Annotated in this window: 12 protein-coding genes and 15 tRNA genes; 24 read left to right on the forward strand and 3 right to left on the reverse strand. The window is 40.4% G+C overall.

The window, feature by feature from the left end; genetic code table 11:
• The first annotated feature begins 29 nt into the window (after positions 1–29).
• The 15 genes from B7E07_RS04850 (at position 30) to B7E07_RS04920 (ending at position 1650) form a co-directional block, all read left to right on the forward strand.
• A tRNA-Leu gene (locus B7E07_RS04850) sits at positions 30–118 on the forward strand.
• Between the two features lie 15 nt (positions 119–133).
• Positions 134–210, forward strand: a tRNA-Arg gene (locus B7E07_RS04855).
• Positions 211–217: 7 nt separating this feature from the next.
• Positions 218–294: transfer RNA gene (locus B7E07_RS04860), tRNA-Pro, on the forward strand.
• Between the two features lie 20 nt (positions 295–314).
• A tRNA-Ala gene (locus B7E07_RS04865) sits at positions 315–390 on the forward strand.
• A gap of 24 nt (positions 391–414) precedes the next feature.
• Positions 415–491, forward strand: a tRNA-Met gene (locus tag B7E07_RS04870).
• Between the two features lie 13 nt (positions 492–504).
• Positions 505–581 (forward strand) — tRNA-Ile (locus tag B7E07_RS04875).
• A gap of 12 nt (positions 582–593) precedes the next feature.
• Positions 594–686, forward strand: a tRNA-Ser gene (locus B7E07_RS04880).
• A gap of 183 nt (positions 687–869) precedes the next feature.
• Positions 870–943: transfer RNA gene (locus B7E07_RS04885), tRNA-Met, on the forward strand.
• A 3-nt stretch (positions 944–946) separates the two neighbouring features.
• A tRNA-Asp gene (locus B7E07_RS04890) sits at positions 947–1023 on the forward strand.
• A gap of 118 nt (positions 1024–1141) precedes the next feature.
• Positions 1142–1217 (forward strand) — tRNA-Phe (locus tag B7E07_RS04895).
• 21 nt (positions 1218–1238) lie between these two features.
• Positions 1239–1312: transfer RNA gene (locus B7E07_RS04900), tRNA-Gly, on the forward strand.
• 7 nt (positions 1313–1319) lie between these two features.
• Positions 1320–1396, forward strand: a tRNA-Ile gene (locus B7E07_RS04905).
• Positions 1397–1405: 9 nt separating this feature from the next.
• Positions 1406–1480 (forward strand) — tRNA-Asn (locus B7E07_RS04910).
• Between the two features lie 3 nt (positions 1481–1483).
• Positions 1484–1574, forward strand: a tRNA-Ser gene (locus B7E07_RS04915).
• A gap of 4 nt (positions 1575–1578) precedes the next feature.
• A tRNA-Glu gene (locus B7E07_RS04920) sits at positions 1579–1650 on the forward strand.
• 69 nt (positions 1651–1719) lie between these two features.
• Here the strand turns inward: B7E07_RS04920 and B7E07_RS04925 are convergent.
• Positions 1720–1917, reverse strand: a complete 198-nt coding sequence (locus tag B7E07_RS04925) for a hypothetical protein (RefSeq protein WP_080844319.1) — start codon at positions 1915–1917, stop codon at positions 1720–1722.
• A gap of 255 nt (positions 1918–2172) precedes the next feature.
• On the opposite strand from B7E07_RS04925, the gene glgB reads away from it, so the two are divergent.
• The 6 genes from glgB to B7E07_RS04955 all read left to right on the forward strand — a co-directional run bounded on the left by glgB (position 2173) and on the right by B7E07_RS04955 (position 10579).
• Positions 2173–4110 carry a 1,4-alpha-glucan branching enzyme gene (glgB, locus tag B7E07_RS04930; protein WP_080844320.1) on the forward strand — a complete coding sequence of 646 codons (1938 nt, stop codon included), beginning with the start codon at positions 2173–2175 and terminating at the stop codon, positions 4108–4110.
• A complete protein-coding gene (locus B7E07_RS04935) occupies positions 4052–5191 on the forward strand; it encodes a glucose-1-phosphate adenylyltransferase (protein WP_080849108.1) in 1140 nt (379 codons plus the stop codon). Before glgB ends, B7E07_RS04935 begins: the two co-directional genes overlap by 59 nt.
• A 34-nt stretch (positions 5192–5225) precedes the next feature.
• Positions 5226–6257, forward strand: a complete 1032-nt coding sequence (locus B7E07_RS04940) for a GlgC family sugar phosphate nucleotidyltransferase (RefSeq protein WP_139785573.1) — start codon at positions 5226–5228, stop codon at positions 6255–6257.
• Positions 6254–7705 carry a glycogen synthase GlgA gene (gene glgA, locus B7E07_RS04945; RefSeq protein WP_080844321.1) on the forward strand — a complete coding sequence of 484 codons (1452 nt, stop codon included), beginning with the start codon at positions 6254–6256 and terminating at the stop codon, positions 7703–7705. The genes B7E07_RS04940 and glgA overlap by 4 nt, the downstream gene beginning before the upstream one ends.
• The gene (locus B7E07_RS04950; protein WP_080844322.1) at positions 7695–10103 is read left to right on the forward strand and encodes a glycogen/starch/alpha-glucan phosphorylase; all 2409 of its coding nucleotides are present in this window, start codon (positions 7695–7697) and stop codon (positions 10101–10103) included. The genes glgA and B7E07_RS04950 overlap by 11 nt, the downstream gene beginning before the upstream one ends.
• 263 nt (positions 10104–10366) lie before the next feature.
• Positions 10367–10579 carry a hypothetical protein gene (locus B7E07_RS04955; protein ID WP_080844323.1) on the forward strand — a complete coding sequence of 71 codons (213 nt, stop codon included), beginning with the start codon at positions 10367–10369 and terminating at the stop codon, positions 10577–10579.
• A gap of 74 nt (positions 10580–10653) precedes the next feature.
• Here the strand turns inward: B7E07_RS04955 and B7E07_RS04960 are convergent, their stop codons facing one another.
• Both B7E07_RS04960 and B7E07_RS04965 read right to left on the reverse strand, forming a co-directional pair.
• The gene (locus B7E07_RS04960) at positions 10654–11412 is read right to left on the reverse strand and encodes a TraR/DksA C4-type zinc finger protein (RefSeq protein WP_080844324.1); all 759 of its coding nucleotides are present in this window, start codon (positions 11410–11412) and stop codon (positions 10654–10656) included.
• Between the two features lie 179 nt (positions 11413–11591).
• Complete coding sequence (locus B7E07_RS04965) at positions 11592–12524, reverse strand: 1,4-dihydroxy-2-naphthoate polyprenyltransferase (RefSeq protein WP_080844325.1); 933 nt, start codon at positions 12522–12524, stop codon at positions 11592–11594.
• 369 nt (positions 12525–12893) lie between these two features.
• On the opposite strand from B7E07_RS04965, the gene B7E07_RS04970 reads away from it, so the two are divergent.
• The 3 genes from B7E07_RS04970 to menH are packed head-to-tail and all read left to right on the forward strand — an operon-like array spanning position 12894 to position 16866.
• The gene (locus B7E07_RS04970; protein ID WP_080844326.1) at positions 12894–14300 is read left to right on the forward strand and encodes an isochorismate synthase; all 1407 of its coding nucleotides are present in this window, start codon (positions 12894–12896) and stop codon (positions 14298–14300) included.
• Positions 14297–16051, forward strand: a complete 1755-nt coding sequence (gene menD, locus B7E07_RS04975) for a 2-succinyl-5-enolpyruvyl-6-hydroxy-3-cyclohexene-1-carboxylic-acid synthase (protein ID WP_080844327.1) — start codon at positions 14297–14299, stop codon at positions 16049–16051. The genes B7E07_RS04970 and menD overlap by 4 nt, the downstream gene beginning before the upstream one ends.
• Entirely contained in the window at positions 16048–16866 is an 819-nt protein-coding gene (menH, locus tag B7E07_RS04980; RefSeq protein WP_080844328.1) for a 2-succinyl-6-hydroxy-2,4-cyclohexadiene-1-carboxylate synthase, read from the forward strand. The genes menD and menH overlap by 4 nt, the downstream gene beginning before the upstream one ends.
• Positions 16867–16930: the final 64 nt, after the last annotated feature.

Genomic DNA, 16930 nt, shown 5'->3' on the forward strand with positions numbered 1-16930 from the left:
CGAATCCCGTCTTCCGCTCCAAGTATTTTGCCGGGGTGGCGGAACTGGCAGACGCACAGGACTTAAAATCCTGCGGTAGGTGACTACCGTACCGGTTCGATTCCGGTCCTCGGCACCAGTAACATTTTAATATGCGCCCGTAGCTCAATTGGATAGAGCGTCTGACTACGGATCAGAAGGTTATGGGTTCGACTCCTTTCGGGCGCGCCATATATTTCGGGGAGTAGCTCAGCTTGGTAGAGCACTTGGTTTGGGACCAAGGGGTCGCAGGTTCGAATCCTGTCTTCCCGACCATTCATTTAAATACCCAATATGGGGCCTTAGCTCAGCTGGGAGAGCGCCTGCCTTGCACGCAGGAGGTCAGCGGTTCGATCCCGCTAGGCTCCACCATAAAATATCCTTTATATTTATTTTGGCGGTGTAGCTCAGCTGGCTAGAGCGTACGGTTCATACCCGTGAGGTCGGGGGTTCGATCCCCTCCGCCGCTACCAAAATAATATAAATGGACCTTTAGCTCAGTTGGTTAGAGCAGACGGCTCATAACCGTCCGGTCGTAGGTTCGAGTCCTACAAGGTCCACCATTTTCGAAATGCGGAGGAATACCCAAGTCCGGCTGAAGGGATCGGTCTTGAAAACCGACAGGCGGGTTAAACCGCGCGGGGGTTCGAATCCCTCTTCCTCCGCCATAATTTTATATGTGGCAATACAAGATTTTTAATTATTATTATCGCGGGGTGGAGCAACGAGCAAAACATCGTTGAAATCACTGCGAGTTGTACCGATTGATCTACTTCTTGAATTCACTTTCTGAAATCGGGACAGTCATTTGGTAACATTGGGCATAAAAAAAATTATGCAAATATTATTATCGCGGGGTGGAGCAGTCCGGTAGCTCGTCGGGCTCATAACCCGAAGGTCACAGGTTCAAATCCTGTCCCCGCAATTTGGTCCGGTAGTTCAGTTGGTTAGAATGCCTGCCTGTCACGCAGGAGGTCGCGGGTTCGAGTCCCGTCCGGACCGCCATTTTAAATATAGTATGGCTCAGTAGCTCAGTCGGTAGAGCAGATTGCTCACATCACTGAATATGCTGCTTAAGCAAAGGACTTACTATTTAAGAGTTTAGGAAGAAAAATATAAGTATGGCTCAGTAGCTCAGTCGGTAGAGCAAAGGACTGAAAATCCTTGTGTCGGCGGTTCGATTCCGTCCTGAGCCACCATTTGAATATATTAAAACATATGCGGGTGTAGTTTAGTGGTAAAACCTCAGCCTTCCAAGCTGATGATGAGGGTTCGATTCCCTTCACCCGCTCCAATTGTATGGGCCTATAGCTCAGCTGGTTAGAGCGCACGCCTGATAAGCGTGAGGTCGATGGTTCGAGTCCATTTAGGCCCACCATACAATTATTCCGCAGTAGCTCAGTGGTAGAGCATTCGGCTGTTAACCGAACGGTCGTAGGTTCGAGTCCTACCTGCGGAGCCATATGGGGAAGTACTCAAGAGGCTGAAGAGGCGCCCCTGCTAAGGGTGTAGGTCGCGTAAGCGGCGCGAGGGTTCAAATCCCTCCTTCTCCGCCATATTGGCCCCTTGGTCAAGCGGTTAAGACACCGCCCTTTCACGGCGGTAACACGGGTTCGAATCCCGTAGGGGTCATATTGTTATAAAAAGCTGTCAACTTATGTTGACAGCTTTTTTGTGCGTAAAGGAAATATAAATAAGGGTTCAATCTATATTTTCCTCTTTTTTTACTAGTTTTTGCCCTGGGTTATTTAAATCAATCTCCGACGTTACACCCGTGTATGGTCCCCTAAACATATCCCCGGTCGCCATTATTTTTCCATCTGGTGCATCAAAGATAGGAATTTTGGTTTGATTTTTATTTGCTTCGTGTAAAAGATATTCTTCTTCTTGATTGCTCATCAACGGTCACGCTCCTTTCAATCTCTTCTATTTATTATGTAATGAATAACAAAATTTATCCTCCAAGAAAGGACACCCTTGTACGAAACTGACTATTTATAAAAAAGTTCAGTTGCATTTTGATGAAAGCTGCCGAAAAATGCTCTAAATTGTCAAAAAATTATGATAGATAATAGCAAGGGTTTTGGCGTTTCTTATCGAATACATCTTTTAAGAGGATACGTGACTTAGAAAAAGGCAGAGGTGATAAAAAGCATGAATACAGTATATCCTACCGATTATGAATTGCATTTGTTTCATGAAGGTACATTGTTTGAAGCCTATAAGCTTTTTGGTTCGCATCTGCTTGAAAGTGAGGAGGGAATTCAAACTAGATTTTGTGTGTGGGCTCCAAATGCAGCGGAAGTAAGACTAGTGGGGGATTTTAATCATTGGAACGGTGAAAATCATCCGCTTGAAAAGGTAAATAATGAAGGTGTTTGGTATACCCTTCTTGAAATGAATTTAGAGGGTCAGCTTTACAAATATGAAATTGTTACAAAGGAGGGAAATGTAATATTAAAGTCAGACCCGTACGCATATTTTTCAGAGCTGCGTCCCAAAACAGCATCAATAGTATACGGGTTAAATGATTATGCATGGAATGATGTGAAATGGCTTCAAAAAAGAGAAAAAAGCAATTCACTGGCAAAGCCCATTGTTATTTATGAAGTCCATCTAGGAACTTGGAAAAAGAAAAATGGAAAATATTTAAGTTATCAGGAATTAGCATTAGAACTCATACCATATATTAAAGAACATGGTTTTACTCATATTGAAATTTTACCGCTAGTTGAGCATCCGCTCGATATTTCATGGGGATACCAAGGTACAGGTTATTATGCAGCAACTAGCAGGTATGGGTCGCCTAAAGATTTAATGTATTTCATTGATCAATGTCATCAGCATGATATCGGAGTCATACTGGATTGGGTTCCTGGGCACTTCTGTAAAGACGCACATGGTTTATACAGGTTTGATGGTGACAATGTATATGAATATGAAACGGAAGCCGATCGTGAAAATCATGTTTGGGGGACCGCAAATTTTAATCTTGCTAAAAATGAAGTTCAAAGTTTTTTGATTTCGAATGCTATTTTCTGGCTTGAGAAATATCATATTGACGGATTTCGCGTTGATGCTGTGTCCAATATTATTTACTGGCCAAATCGCCAGAGAACGGAGGAAAATCCTTTTGGAACAGCATTTTTGCGTAAATTGAATGAACAGGTGGAATTGTACGATCCCAGTGTACTAATGATTGCAGAAGATTCAACTGACTGGCCGCAAGTAACCGCTCCAGTTCATTACGGGGGGTTAGGGTTCAGTTATAAGTGGAATATGGGCTGGATGAATGACGTGCTTTCTTACATGGAAACTCATGCAGCTGATCGAAAGTATAAGCATGAGAAGATGACCTTTTCTCTTATGTACGCTTTCTCGGAAAATTTTATATTACCTTTTTCACATGATGAGGTCGTGCATGGTAAGAAGTCTTTATTGGATAAAATGCCGGGAGACTATTGGCAGAAGTTTGCACAAATGCGGCTGCTTTTGGCTTTTATGTTTGCCCATCCGGGGAAAAAACTTCTATTTATGGGGTTTGAGCTTGCGATGTTTTCAGAATGGAAGGATCAGGAGCAATTGGATTGGCATTTGCTGCAATATGATATGCACAAAAAAATGAACGGATATGTGAAAGAGCTTGTTAAATTGTATAAAAGGTCAAAGCAGCTGTACGAGGTTGAGCATCGTCATGAGGGTTTTGAATGGATTGATGCAGATAATGCTGAGCAATCAATCTTCTCTTTTATTAGAAAAGCTGAGAATCCAGAGGAGTGTTATATTGTTGTTTGTAATTTTACAGAGCGATCTTATGAGGATTATTTAATTGGAGTTCCATATGGCGGGGAATATCGTGAAATCTTCAATAGTGATTTGGAGGATTATGGAGGATCAAATCAAATCAATAAGAAATTGCTCAAGGCCATTGAAGTTTCTTTTCATGGAAAGCAATGGGGTATTCAAATGACAATTCCTCCTTTTGGGGTTTCCATTTTAAGACATGTAAAAAAAAGAAAGGGGAGAAAAGGAAATGGGAAAGAAAAACTGCGTAGCCATGTTGTTAGCAGGGGGACAGGGGAGCAGGCTTAATTCATTAACAAAAAACTTGGCAAAGCCGGCTGTCCCTTTTGGAGGAAAATACAGAATTATTGATTTTGCTCTCAGCAACTGTACAAATTCAGGTATTGATACAGTTGGTGTTTTAACACAATATCAGCCTCTTATTCTGAATTCATACATTGGCATTGGCAGTGCATGGGACTTGGATCGAAAAGATGGCGGTGTAACCGTTCTGCCGCCGTATAGTGAGTCATCAGAGGTGAAGTGGTATACAGGTACAGCAAGTGCTATTTACCAGAATTTAAATTACTTAGAGCAATATGATCCCGAGTATGTCCTCATTTTATCTGGTGATCACATTTATAAAATGGATTATGATCATATGCTTGAATTTCATAAGAGCAAAGGTGCAGATGCAACCATTTCCGTTATTGAAGTCCCATGGCATGAGGCACCTCGATTTGGCATCATGAACACGAATAAAGAAATGAATATTATTGAATTTGATGAAAAGCCTGCGAATCCCAAAAACAATTTGGCATCAATGGGGATCTATATTTTCAACTGGAATGTTTTAAAAAGATTATTAAGAGAAGATGATCTAAATCATAATTCCAGTCATGATTTCGGCAAAGACATCATTCCTCATATGCTTAAGGAGCAATGTAAATTATTTGCCTATCCCTTTAAAGGATATTGGAAGGATGTTGGTACAGTCGAAAGCCTGTGGGAGGCCAATATGGATCTGCTGGAAGAAAACAGCGAGTTAAACCTTTTTGATTATGATTGGCGGATATACTCTGTTAATTCAAATCATCCTCCACAATACATTTCACCTGATGCTGCTGTCTCTCAGTCCTTAATCAACGAAGGCTGTGTGATTGAAGGCGATATCCATAAATCTGTTCTATTTCAAGGAGTCTCTGTCGGCAATGGAACGATCATTAAGGAGTCTGTTGTGATGCCCGGGGCAATTGTAGGCAGAAATGTTTTAATTGAAAAAGCGATTGTACCGCCTGATATCGTCATTCCAGATGGTGCAGTAATCAGATCGCTGGATGGCAAGATTGTTCTAGTGACAGAGGATATGCTCGAATTGCTTGCAAACTAATCTTATAGGCAGAACAAAAGAAGGAGGGATTCATGTGAATAATATGTTACTTGGCGTTATTGATGCTACTACCTACCATGATGGGCTTGAGGAGTTATCTCTTCACCGCTCTTTAGCTGCGATTCCCTTCGCAGGGCGTTACCGTCTAATTGACTTCATTCTTTCAAATATGGTGAACTCAGGAATTGTCAGTGTTGCAATATTCCCCAAATACCAATATCGTTCTCTTATGGACCATCTGGGGTCAGGAAAGAATTGGGATTTAAACCGTAAACGGGATGGTCTTTTCTTCTTCCCTTCCCCTAATTTAGACAGTCACAATAATGGCATCGGATCATTTATCCATTTCGCTGCTAATATGGATTACTTTTACAGAAGCAGACAAGAATATGCTCTTATTTCTAACTGCTTTACAGTCTTTAATATGGACTTTAAGCCCGTTCTTGATCGTCATATCAATACCGGATGTGATATTACAGTCATTTATAAAGAAGAGCAATCATTAGACGTGTTTTTAGTAAAAAAATCCCTATTAATTGAGCTGATCAATTCAAGAGATGAAACAGGCTACACCTGTATGTGTGACGTTGTGGCAGATCTACAGCAAAACAACTATACACTTTGTTCGTATGAATATACAGGATCATTTGTAGCGATTGATTCAATTGAAACTTATTTTCAAGCAAATATGCAGCTCCTGCAGCCTCAAACATGGAAAAACCTCTTTTTAAAGGATCAGCCTATTTATACAAAAGTCAAAGATGAACCGCCAACTAGGTATTTATCAGGAAGCTCTGTACGCAATTCCATCATTGCGAATGGCTGCCGGATTGAAGGAACGGTAGAAAACAGCATTATTTCCCGCGGTGTTGTCATTGGCAAAGGAACTGTTGTAAAAAACAGCATTATTATGCAAAAGTGTGAGATAGGCGAAAACTGTGTATTAGAGAATAGCATTTTAGATAAAGATGTAAAGGTACAACCAAATACCAGCCTGATCGGAACAGAAGCGAATCCATTTGTCGTCCGAAAAGGTACGGTACAAGGAGCGCTGATGAATTCGTGAATGTATTATTTGTCGTGTCAGAGTGTGTGCCTTTTGTAAAATCAGGAGGCCTTGCCGATGTAGCAGGCTCACTGCCTAATGAATTAATTAAGCAAGGAACAGATGTAAGAGTGATTCTTCCGAAATATGGAATAATCCATCAGCAGTATAAAGAAAAAATGAGTCCTTTAAAGCAGTTCGAAGTGAAAGTGGGCTGGAGAAACCAATACTGCGGCATAGAACAGTTAGTGATAAAAGATATCACCTATTATTTCGTGGATAATGAGTATTATTTTAATAGAGAGCATCTATATGGATATGGTGACGATGGTGAACGGTTTGCTTATTTCAATCAAGCTGTTCTTGAAAGTTTTGAACACATTGACTTTTTTCCGGATGTTATTCATTGCCATGACTGGCATACCGCGATGATTCCCTATTTACTAAGAGTAAAGCATCAGCATAGAAAAGGTTATCAGCATATTAAATCGGTATTTACCATCCATAATCTGCAGTTTCAAGGTATCTTCACTAAAGAGGCTGTTGGCGACTTATTTGAACTAAATCAAAAGCATTATAATAGCGATGAACTGGAATTCTACGGCGCTATGAATTTTATGAAAGGCGCTTTAGTGGCAGCGGACTCCATTACGACAGTAAGTGAAGCGTATAAAGAAGAAATCCAAACTGAATATTACGGAGAAAAGCTGCACGGACTATTAAAGAAAAGAGCTAATAATCTAGAAGGCATTTTAAATGGAATTGATGATGAATTTTATAACCCTGCAGCAGATCCAGCATTAAAGCAATCTTTTCATGTAAGTGATAGACGTGGGAAGAAAGAAAATAAGCTGGATCTTCAGCAGAAATTTGGATTGGTAGAAGATATTGAGATCCCTATTATTGCAATGGTTACTAGACTGACAAAGCAAAAGGGTCTAGATCTGATAACCTGTATTTTTCATGAATTAATGCAGGAAGATATTCAATTTATTTTGCTGGGCACAGGCGATGAGCCATTCGAGCAGTTTTTCCGGTCGATGGAGGGACAATACCCGCAAAAATGTAAGGCTTATATTGGATTTGATGAAAGTATTGCTCATCAGATCTATGCGGGTGCAGATTTATTTCTGATGCCATCTCAATTTGAACCATGTGGACTTGGTCAAATGATTGCGATGCGATATGGAGCAGTTCCAATTGTACGTGAAACCGGGGGGTTAAAAGATACAGTTCTATCTTATGATCCAGAAACTGGTAAAGGAAACGGCTTTACGTTTGCCAATTTTAATGCTCATGATATGCTCTATACGATTCGAAGAGCTTTGGGCTTTTTTCAGAATGAAAATGATTTGGACCAAGTGATGACCAATGCGATGAAGAAGGATTTTAGCTGGGCGCAGTCTGCTTTTCAATATAATAGATTGTACGCAAGTCTTATTACTAGGAGTGAAACTCATGTTTTCTGATAAGGATGCATTTAAGGAAGCTTTTTTAAAAAAGCTTGAGATGACTTGCGGTAAAAGTTTTGGAGAAAGCACTGAAAAAGATCGTTATTTTGCTTTAGGGCAGCTGGTTCGCGAGCATATCAGCACAGAATGGATCAACACTAATGAACGCTATCGGATTGATAAGGAAAAACAAGTGTATTATCTCTCAATTGAGTTCCTGCTTGGCAGACTGCTTCGGCAAAACTTAATGAATTTAGGCATTGAGAACATAGTAGAAGAAGGGTTACAAGATTTAGGGATCGACTTGAAGAATCTTGAGGAGATAGAGGTAGATGCCGGTTTAGGCAATGGTGGACTTGGACGTCTGGCGGCTTGCTTCCTTGATTCGCTTGCATCATTAAATTTGGCAGGTCATGGCTTTGGTATTCGCTATAAGCATGGCCTGTTTGAGCAAAAGATTGTCGATGGATATCAAGTGGAATTGCCGGAGCAATGGCTTCGCAATGGGCATGTATGGGAAGTAAGAAAGCCAGATTTGGCGATTGAGGTGCCCTTTTGGGGACATGTTGAAAGCTGGACAAAAGAAAACGGTTCTCTCGCTTTCCGTCACTTAAATCCTGAACTCATTACTGCTGTCCCTTATGATATGCCTGTTGCCGGATATCAGACAGATACAATCAATACGTTAAGGCTGTGGAGTGCTGAACCAGCGCCTTATCCTGTGAATAAAGATATATTAAATTACAAACGTGAAACAGAACAGGTTTCTGAATTTTTATATCCGGATGACACACATGATGAAGGAAAAATATTGAGATTAAAACAGCAATATTTTCTGGTGTGTGCAAGCTTAAAATCTATTGTTCAATCCTATCGCAGGCAGCATAGTAGTTTAAGAGAATTTCATGAATATGTCAGCATTCATATTAATGACACTCATCCTGTACTGGCAATCCCAGAGCTGATGAGAATACTGCTGGATGAAGAGGGGATGAACTGGGATGAGGCTTGGAATATTACGGTTAATACCATTTCATATACGAACCATACGACACTTGCAGAAGCATTAGAAAAATGGCCGATTCGTATTTTCCAGCCGCTTTTGCCGCGGATTTACATGATCGTCAATGAGATCAATGAACGCTTTTGTCAGGATCTATGGCAGGAATATGAAGGCGATTGGTCTCGAATTGAAAACATGGCCATTATTGCACATGGTCAAGTGAAAATGGCTCATTTAGCCATTTGCGGCAGTCATAGTGTTAATGGTGTTGCAGCTTTGCATACGGAGATTCTCAAATTAAGAGAAATGAATCAGTTTTATCAATACTATCCTGATAAATTTAATAACAAGACGAATGGAATTACCCATAGAAGATGGCTGATCAAATCTAATCCACTGTTAACCAATCTGATAAATGACAGCATTGGCACCGAATGGATTAGACGGCCGGAGGAACTCCATAAGCTAATGGATTATGAAGAGGATTCAGTTTTTCTGGAACAGCTTGCAGCTATTAAAAAGAAAAACAAAGAGCGTCTGGCAGAAGTGATCAGGAAGCAGGCAGGGCTCCATATTGATCCTTCATCCATTTTTGATGTTCAAGTAAAAAGGCTTCATGCTTATAAAAGACAGCTTTTAAATATCCTTCACGTCATGTACTTATACAATCAATTAAAAGAGAATAGTAGTTTCAGTATGTCGCCAAGAACCTTTATTTTTGGAGCAAAAGCATCTCCAGGCTACTATTATGCTAAAAAAATCATTAAATTAATAAACTCTGTTGCCGCAAAAGTGAATAATGACCCGCAAACACGAGATCAGCTGAAGGTCGTTTTCCTGGAAAATTATCGAGTATCATTAGCTGAGCTGGTGTTTCCCGCAGCAGATATTAGTGAGCAGATCTCTACAGCAACAAAGGAAGCTTCTGGCACAGGCAATATGAAATTTATGATGAATGGTGCAATTACTGTTGGAACGCTGGATGGAGCGAATATTGAAATTAAAGAAAAGGCTGGGGAGGAAAACATTTTCATTTTTGGCCTTACAGCTGAGGAAGTCTTGAAATACGAACGTCAAGGCGGCTACAATTCGATGGAATATTATCATCATGATGAGCGGATTAGAAAAGTCCTTGCTCAGTTAACAAATGGATTTTTCCCAGACACAGCTGGAGAATTTGAGGCCATCGCCAGCTCCTTATTAATGGAAAATGATCAATATTATGTACTCAGAGATTTTGATTCTTATGCCAAAATTCAGCATAGAGCGGGGTTAGCATATACAGACCAACATCGCTGGCAGAAAATGAGTTTGAATAACATTGCGACGTCCGGCTTTTTCTCAAGTGATCGGACGATTAAGGAATATGCAGACGAGATCTGGGGAATTCGTTCGGCACAAATTAGAGTATAGAACTTCAAATCCGGCAAATTGTAAACTGTCGAATATCTGTAACATATCATTTATTGGAGCGGAAGAGAGGGTTTTTTCTCTTCCGCTCTCTACTTTGCTACTTGGAATGAATATAAAATTACATTTTAAACTGATTCTATATTGAAGCATAAAAGGAAAAGTGCGGACATACCCATGGGATGAGAGGAAGTATGAAATTATTACCACTATAAAAATTCATATTTTATGGTAATAATGGATACAAGAGAAAAGGGGGTAGCATCATGTTTGAAATGGAAAAAGGCTCAATGGAAGAGGTACTGCTACACTTGCAAAATATTGGCCTGCAGTTGAACGAATACGAAAAAAGCAATGCTGTCATTCCTGTGAAAAGCTACAAAGAATTATTAGAATTCAGTATTAATATTGCAAGAAGAACGAACGATGTGTCGGAAACTATAGATGAAATAATTGGCGATCTTGAATCAAGTGTATAAATAATAAAAAGCGATACCATTTAGAGAGAAATGGCATCGCTTTTCTAATTTATAAACATGATTACAATGACTTGTTACTTGTCGTTATCATCATTTACATATCCATCAGATTTATGATATGGCACATCCCCAAAAGGTGCATCTATGTCTTCAGAATCAAGCATAGCCTCATATTCTTCATGCTTTTTGGAGGGATAAATCTTTCGTGATTTTCCTTCCATATCATTGCCTATAAAGGTTTCATAATCTTCAGTGAATCCTTCATCATCATGACCTTCATTATATAAAGAGTTGTAATCTTCATAATCACCCCTTAAATCTGAAGGTGTTTCTGAAGTGCCATACCGTGCAACCTCTTGGAAACTGTCCTCGTTATCAACAACTTCTCTAAATTGTTTATGCTGAAACGTATTTCCATGAGCAGGTTCCAGTACTTCTTCTTCAACAGGTCGATCACCTTTAATGTTTTGTTCAGGACTATTTTCTTTACTATAAAGTGTATAAGGGATGGCTTCTAACCTCTCGTAAGGAATATCGGCTCCCGATATTTTGCACTTTCCGTATGTCCCATCCTCCATTGCTTGTAATGCTGCATTAATTTTGTTCAGTTGAGAATCAATGTGCTCTTCTAAAGCGAAGTCTTTTTCTCTTTCGTAAAGCTCAGAACCCATATCAGCGGGGTGGTTATCATAAATAGAAAGTTCCCCAACTGTCTCACGGGCATTAACACCCTCTAAACTGCCATCTTTATTATCATGCAGCTGGGCTTCAAGCGATTGCTTTTCCTCCAGCAATAGACTTTTCAAATGATTTAGTTGTGTATTTGTAAGCATTTTATGACACATCCTCTTTTGAACTTTGAATTCTGGTTCTTTTTATTATGAACTGTACATGCACTTTTTATTGTCTTATCTTAAAAATACCCGTTTTTAATAAAATTAACCATGCCTTGCATATAGGCGATTTTTTGAACAGAAAAAAACCCTTTGCCATTGGAGGCAAAGGGTTTTAATTATAAGAGGTATCCTAAAAATAAGCCAATTGATAATAAGAAACCAAAGATGGTATTTGTTTGTGCAGTAGCTTTCATTGCTGGCATCATTGTAATCGGAATCGATTTTCCTATAAACCCTTTAGTTGCTTTAATCGCTTTTGGTGTACTTAAAATAACGAGCGCGAGCCATGGAGAGCTAACACCAGTAAAAATTAAGATAAACACCCATGCATAAGAAACAATAAACATACCGGCAAGCAGGTTCACTGCGCCTTTTCTGCCGATCAGGATGGCTAATGTCTTGCGGCCAAAATCTTTATCTCCATCAAAGTCACGAATATTATTGGCCAGCAATATGGCACCGACAAGCAGCAAGATTGGGAACGACACAAGAACACTTGTTAACGAAACCGTACCAGTTTGGATATAAAATGATATGAGGATAATCATCATCCCCATAAAAAAGCCGGCAAACAATTCTCCAAAAGGTGTATAAGCAATAGGCAGGGGTCCGCCCGTATACAAATAACCGACAGCCATGCATACTAACCCAACAGCCGCAAGCCACCAGCTTGTCTGCATGCAAATATAGACGCCAAGGAGCATAGAAATTCCGTATAAGCCTAAAGCAATCTGCATGACGGTCTTTGGTTTAATGCCTTCTCGAACGATGGCTCCACCTATTCCGACAGACTCCTCTGTATCAAGACCTCTTTTATAATCATAATATTCATTAAACATATTGGTAGCTGCTTGAATGAGCAAGCTTGCGAGCAGCATGGCTAAAAATAGTCCCACATGTATGTCAGTATCACTGATCGCTAATGCTGTTCCGATGAGTACCGGCACAAATGCAGCTGTTAATGTATGTGGTCTTGTTAACTGCCACCATACTTTCCAGCCTTTTGCCCCATTGGCAGGCTTCATGCTCGTCTGCACTTCAGGTTGCATAAACACACTCTCCCTATCCCTTTTATAATATATACGTATCAGCTGTTAATGATATATAGGTTGTAAAACGATATTATTAACATTACAATCATAAGTTTAGGAAATGTTCTCTAGAGTGTCAATCTAATTTTATAAGAAGGACAGGCGTTAATTTCCAATAAGCTGTATATAACACAATAAGCATATCTAAGAGCAAGCTTTTCTGTACATGAGCCATATTCTATAGCTATAGTGAATGTTGCTCTTTTTTATTAGACATATGGTATGATAATACTGCAGAAGATCCGCAATCATTGACATGTCAAGCGATTGAGGTGTATCTTTAAGGAATGAAGAATAGCCGCTAAAGCAGCTATTGGAGGGATTTTTTTGGTTACGATTCATGACACGGAACTAAAAGAAGGGATCCATGAAGCGATTGAAAAGGCAAAAGCTTTATCAAAGCCCATTTTAGTAAGCGAAGTAAAAAAAATAAATGAAATAGATCCTATCCTTTTCTTTCATGCCGGAAAAGCCCGTTATGAAGGAGAACGTTTTTTTTGGAAAGAAGGTTCCGGTAATGAAGCTTTTGCCGGAATAGGAATATGCGGACAAATTCAGTCGGATCAGGCAGCTGACCGCTTTTTTCTTGTGAAAAAAGAATGGGAAGCATTATTAGAAGATATGGTTATTTATAATGCCTTTTCAAATAAAGGCGCAGGTCCATTATTATTCGGGGGATTTTCCTTCGATCCACATAAAGAAAAGACTGTACTCTGGTCTAAGTTTTCACATTCTCTTTTTCATCTTCCTCTATTTATGTATAGTGTCGTTGATGGCGAAGCATATTTAACAACCAATGTAATTTGTACACAGCATGATGATCATACTTTATTTGAAAAAATAGAGGCAAACCGCCAAGCTCTTTTGAAGGATCTAGAAACTCACATTACCAATGGAACAAACATCCTTATAAAAGAAGAAGAAATAAATCCAGGAGCTTGGAAGGAAACTGTTGAGAGCGTTGTCAATGACATGAAGAAGGACCTTTATCAAAAGGTTGTGCTCGCTAGAGAAGAAAGGCTTACATTCTCACAGAAAATTTCGATCGAAGACGTGCTGGGGAATTTATTAGCAAGACAAAAAGATAGTTTTATTTTTGCGTTTGAAGCAAGCGGTGACTGCTTTATTGGAGCGACGCCTGAACGTTTAGTACGAAAAGAGGACAAGACATTATTTTCTACTTGTCTTGCGGGTTCAATCCGCAGAGGAGTAACAGAACAAGAAGATCAGCAACTCGGTAAAGAGCTGCTTCAAGATCCAAAGAATACGGTTGAGCACCATTATGTCGTTGAAATGATTACAGCCGCTATGAAGGAAACATGCGAGTCGGTGACCATTCCCGATAAGCCTGTATTAATGAAGCTAAAAGATATACAACATCTCTATACCCCTGTTACAGGTGTAGCCAATCCAGATACTACATTACTCACGCTTGTGGAACGATTGCATCCTACACCAGCGCTTGGCGGTGTCCCAACTGAATCGGCAATGGAAGTAATTCGTGAGAGAGAAGAACTGGACCGTGGGTTTTACGCTGCCCCAATTGGCTGGATGGATTACAGAGGGGATGGCGAGTTCGCTGTTGCTTTACGTTCAGGATTAATTCAGGGTGATGAAGCATCCATATTTGCCGGATGTGGAGTTGTACAGCATTCCGATCCAGTAAGTGAATATGAGGAAACAAAAATTAAATTCCGGCCAATGCGGTCTGCTCTTGGAGGGATGAAACAATGAGTCATCAAGCAGCCATGACATCCTATATTGCTGCGTTTGTTGCAGAGCTTGTTAAAAATGGGGTTGAGAATGCAGTAGTTAGTCCTGGTTCCAGGTCAACCCCAATGGCAATGGTAATGGCCGAACACCCAGATTTAAACATCCACATTCATGTGGATGAACGGTCTGCTGCCTTTTTTGCATTAGGACTGGCAAAAGCATCAAAACAGCCTGTTGTTTTATTATGCACTTCTGGAACGGCAGCAGCGAATTACTTCCCGGCAATTGTTGAAGCTTTCTATTCAAGAGTTCCTCTGATCGTGCTGACAGCAGACAGGCCCCATGAACTGCGGGATGTTGGGGCACCACAGGCGATTGATCAAATCCGCTTATATGGTCATCATGTTAAATGGTTCGTTGAGATGGCACCGCCTGAAAGTTCAGAGGAAATGATCCGGTATGCAAGGACCGTTTGCGCCCGAGCTGCTGCAACTGCGAAAAGAGCGCCGTCTGGACCTGTTCATTTGAATTTCCCTTTTAGAGAGCCATTAATTCCTCTCTTAGATCAAGAGGATTTATTTTTATCCCATGAGCGTGAGGAGCGATATGTGAAGGTTCAAACAGGTGAGTATACTCTGTCAGAAGATGAATTTGCTGAAATCGCCGAAACAATCTCCAAAACGGAGAATGGGATCATTATTTGCGGACCGCTGGAAGAAGAGATGTTTGCAGGAGAAGTGGTGAAGCTTGCTCAAAAGCTGAAGTTCCCTATCCTGGCAGATCCGTTATCCCAGCTGCGCAGCGGAAATCATGATGGAACATATATCATCGATACATATGATACGATTCTGAAGAATAAAAAGGCAATGCAGGAGCTGAAGCCTGAGGTTGTTATCCGTTTTGGAGCAATGCCTGTTTCAAAACCTCTGTCCATCTTTTTAAAAGAGCATGCCCATGCGCGCCAATTTATCATTGATGGAGGTGCCGGCTGGCGTGATCAGGGACTTGTATCAACAGATATGATTTACTGTCATGAACCCCTTTTCTGTTCAGCATTACTTCCTCTTTTGAAAGAGAGTAAAAATGATACGTACTTTTCACTTTGGAGATCATTAAATGAAATAACAAGAGAATGTCTGCAGAAAATTGATCAGACTGAATCTTTAAGCGAAGGGAAATTGTTTTCACAGCTTTCAAAGCTGCTGCCTGATGGGTCACTTCTATTTGTAGGGAACAGTATGCCAATCAGAGATCTGGACACATTCTTCCATTATAATCAGAAGTCGTTTAAGGTTATGGCAAACAGAGGTGCCAATGGAATTGACGGGGTTGTTTCAACAGCTTTAGGTGCAGCTTCCATTACACAGCCTGCATATTTAATTGTCGGCGATCTAACCTTTTTCCATGACCTTAATGGTCTCATTGCTTCTAAGTTATATGATATTAATTTAACTGTTTTACTCATTAATAATAATGGCGGCGGAATCTTTTCTTTCCTCCCTCAATCTGAGCATCCAAAAAACTTTGAGAGACTCTTTGGAACTCCGCTAGACATTCAATTTGAGCACAGTATTCGCATGTTTGGCGGGCATTACAACCTTATTGAAGATTGGTCTCACCTTTCTTCCTCTCTACCGCGAAGTTTGGAGAATAAGGGCTTGAACGTTCTGGAAATTACGACAAAGCGTGACGAAAATGTACAAGAGCATCGAGACTTGACGAATGCTGTTTCCCGGGAAATAAGTCGATTCTTGGAAGGCGAATACCGATGAATTTTGTTATAGACGGCATTCGCTACCATGTCGATTGCTGGGGAAGTGGAAAACCACTGGTCTTATTGCATGGCTTCACTGGCGATAGTGCGGGGTGGAGAGAGTTTTATCCTTTTTGGGCATCTACTAGATCTGTTTTTGCCATTGATATCATTGGTCATGGTCAGACATCGTCACCAGATGGTGTCAGTTTCTATACGATCGAAAAGGCAGCAGAGCATCTAAAAAAAATATTTCACCACTTAAATATTTCAAAGGCAGATGTACTCGGCTATTCAATGGGAGGACGGCTTGCCTTAACCTTTGCTTTGAAACATCAGCATTTGGTGGACCGTCTTATTTTGGAGAGTGCTACTCCTGGCCTTCGTACAGAAGAAGAAAGAATAATCCGGAGAGCAAATGATCTGAAATTAGCTCATATGATTTTGGAGAAAGGCGTTCATCACTTTGTGGATTATTGGGAGAATATCCCGATGTTTGACAGTCAAAAAGCTCTTCCAGAAGCTACGCGAAACCGTATTCGTGCACAGCGGCTGCATAACGATCCTAAAGGATTGAGCAACAGCTTGAAGGGGATGGGAACAGGCTCTCAGCCGTCTTGGTGGGAGGATTTAGCTAAGCTTTCACTTAATGTGCTCCTCATTACCGGAGAGTTAGACAAGAAATTCTGCGAAATAGCAGATATAATGACAGCAACCTTGCCAAATTGCGAGTGGCAGACGGTTAAAAAGTGCGGTCATGCAATTCATGTGGAGAAACCTGAAAAATTTGGTACAATAGTAGAGGAGTTTCTCTTTTCGCGCATGAAGAAATAGTCGAAAAGCAAAAATAACAGAGGATAAAAGAATGATTTGTCCTTTTACAGCTTTACATTAAAGG

The organism is Cytobacillus gottheilii, from assembly GCF_900166665.1.
Taxonomy (GTDB): Bacteria; Bacillota; Bacilli; order Bacillales; family Cytobacillaceae; genus Cytobacillus; species Cytobacillus gottheilii_A.

Excerpts from the sequence above, each read along its gene's own strand:
- B7E07_RS04935 (WP_080849108.1), top strand. The coding sequence starts at position 4,052 with ATGGGAAAGAAAAACTGCGTAGCCATGTTGTTAGCAGGGGGACAGGGG.
- B7E07_RS04965 (WP_080844325.1), bottom strand. The coding sequence starts at position 12,524 with ATGCAACCTGAAGTGCAGACGAGCATGAAGCCTGCCAATGGGGCAAAA.
- B7E07_RS04925 (WP_080844319.1), bottom strand. The coding sequence starts at position 1,917 with ATGAGCAATCAAGAAGAAGAATATCTTTTACACGAAGCAAATAAAAAT.
- B7E07_RS04960 (WP_080844324.1), bottom strand. The coding sequence starts at position 11,412 with ATGCTTACAAATACACAACTAAATCATTTGAAAAGTCTATTGCTGGAG.
- menH (WP_080844328.1), top strand. The coding sequence starts at position 16,048 with ATGAATTTTGTTATAGACGGCATTCGCTACCATGTCGATTGCTGGGGA.
- B7E07_RS04955 (WP_080844323.1), top strand. The coding sequence starts at position 10,367 with ATGTTTGAAATGGAAAAAGGCTCAATGGAAGAGGTACTGCTACACTTG.
- glgB (WP_080844320.1), top strand. The coding sequence starts at position 2,173 with ATGAATACAGTATATCCTACCGATTATGAATTGCATTTGTTTCATGAA.
- menD (WP_080844327.1), top strand. The coding sequence starts at position 14,297 with ATGAGTCATCAAGCAGCCATGACATCCTATATTGCTGCGTTTGTTGCA.
- B7E07_RS04950 (WP_080844322.1), top strand. The coding sequence starts at position 7,695 with ATGTTTTCTGATAAGGATGCATTTAAGGAAGCTTTTTTAAAAAAGCTT.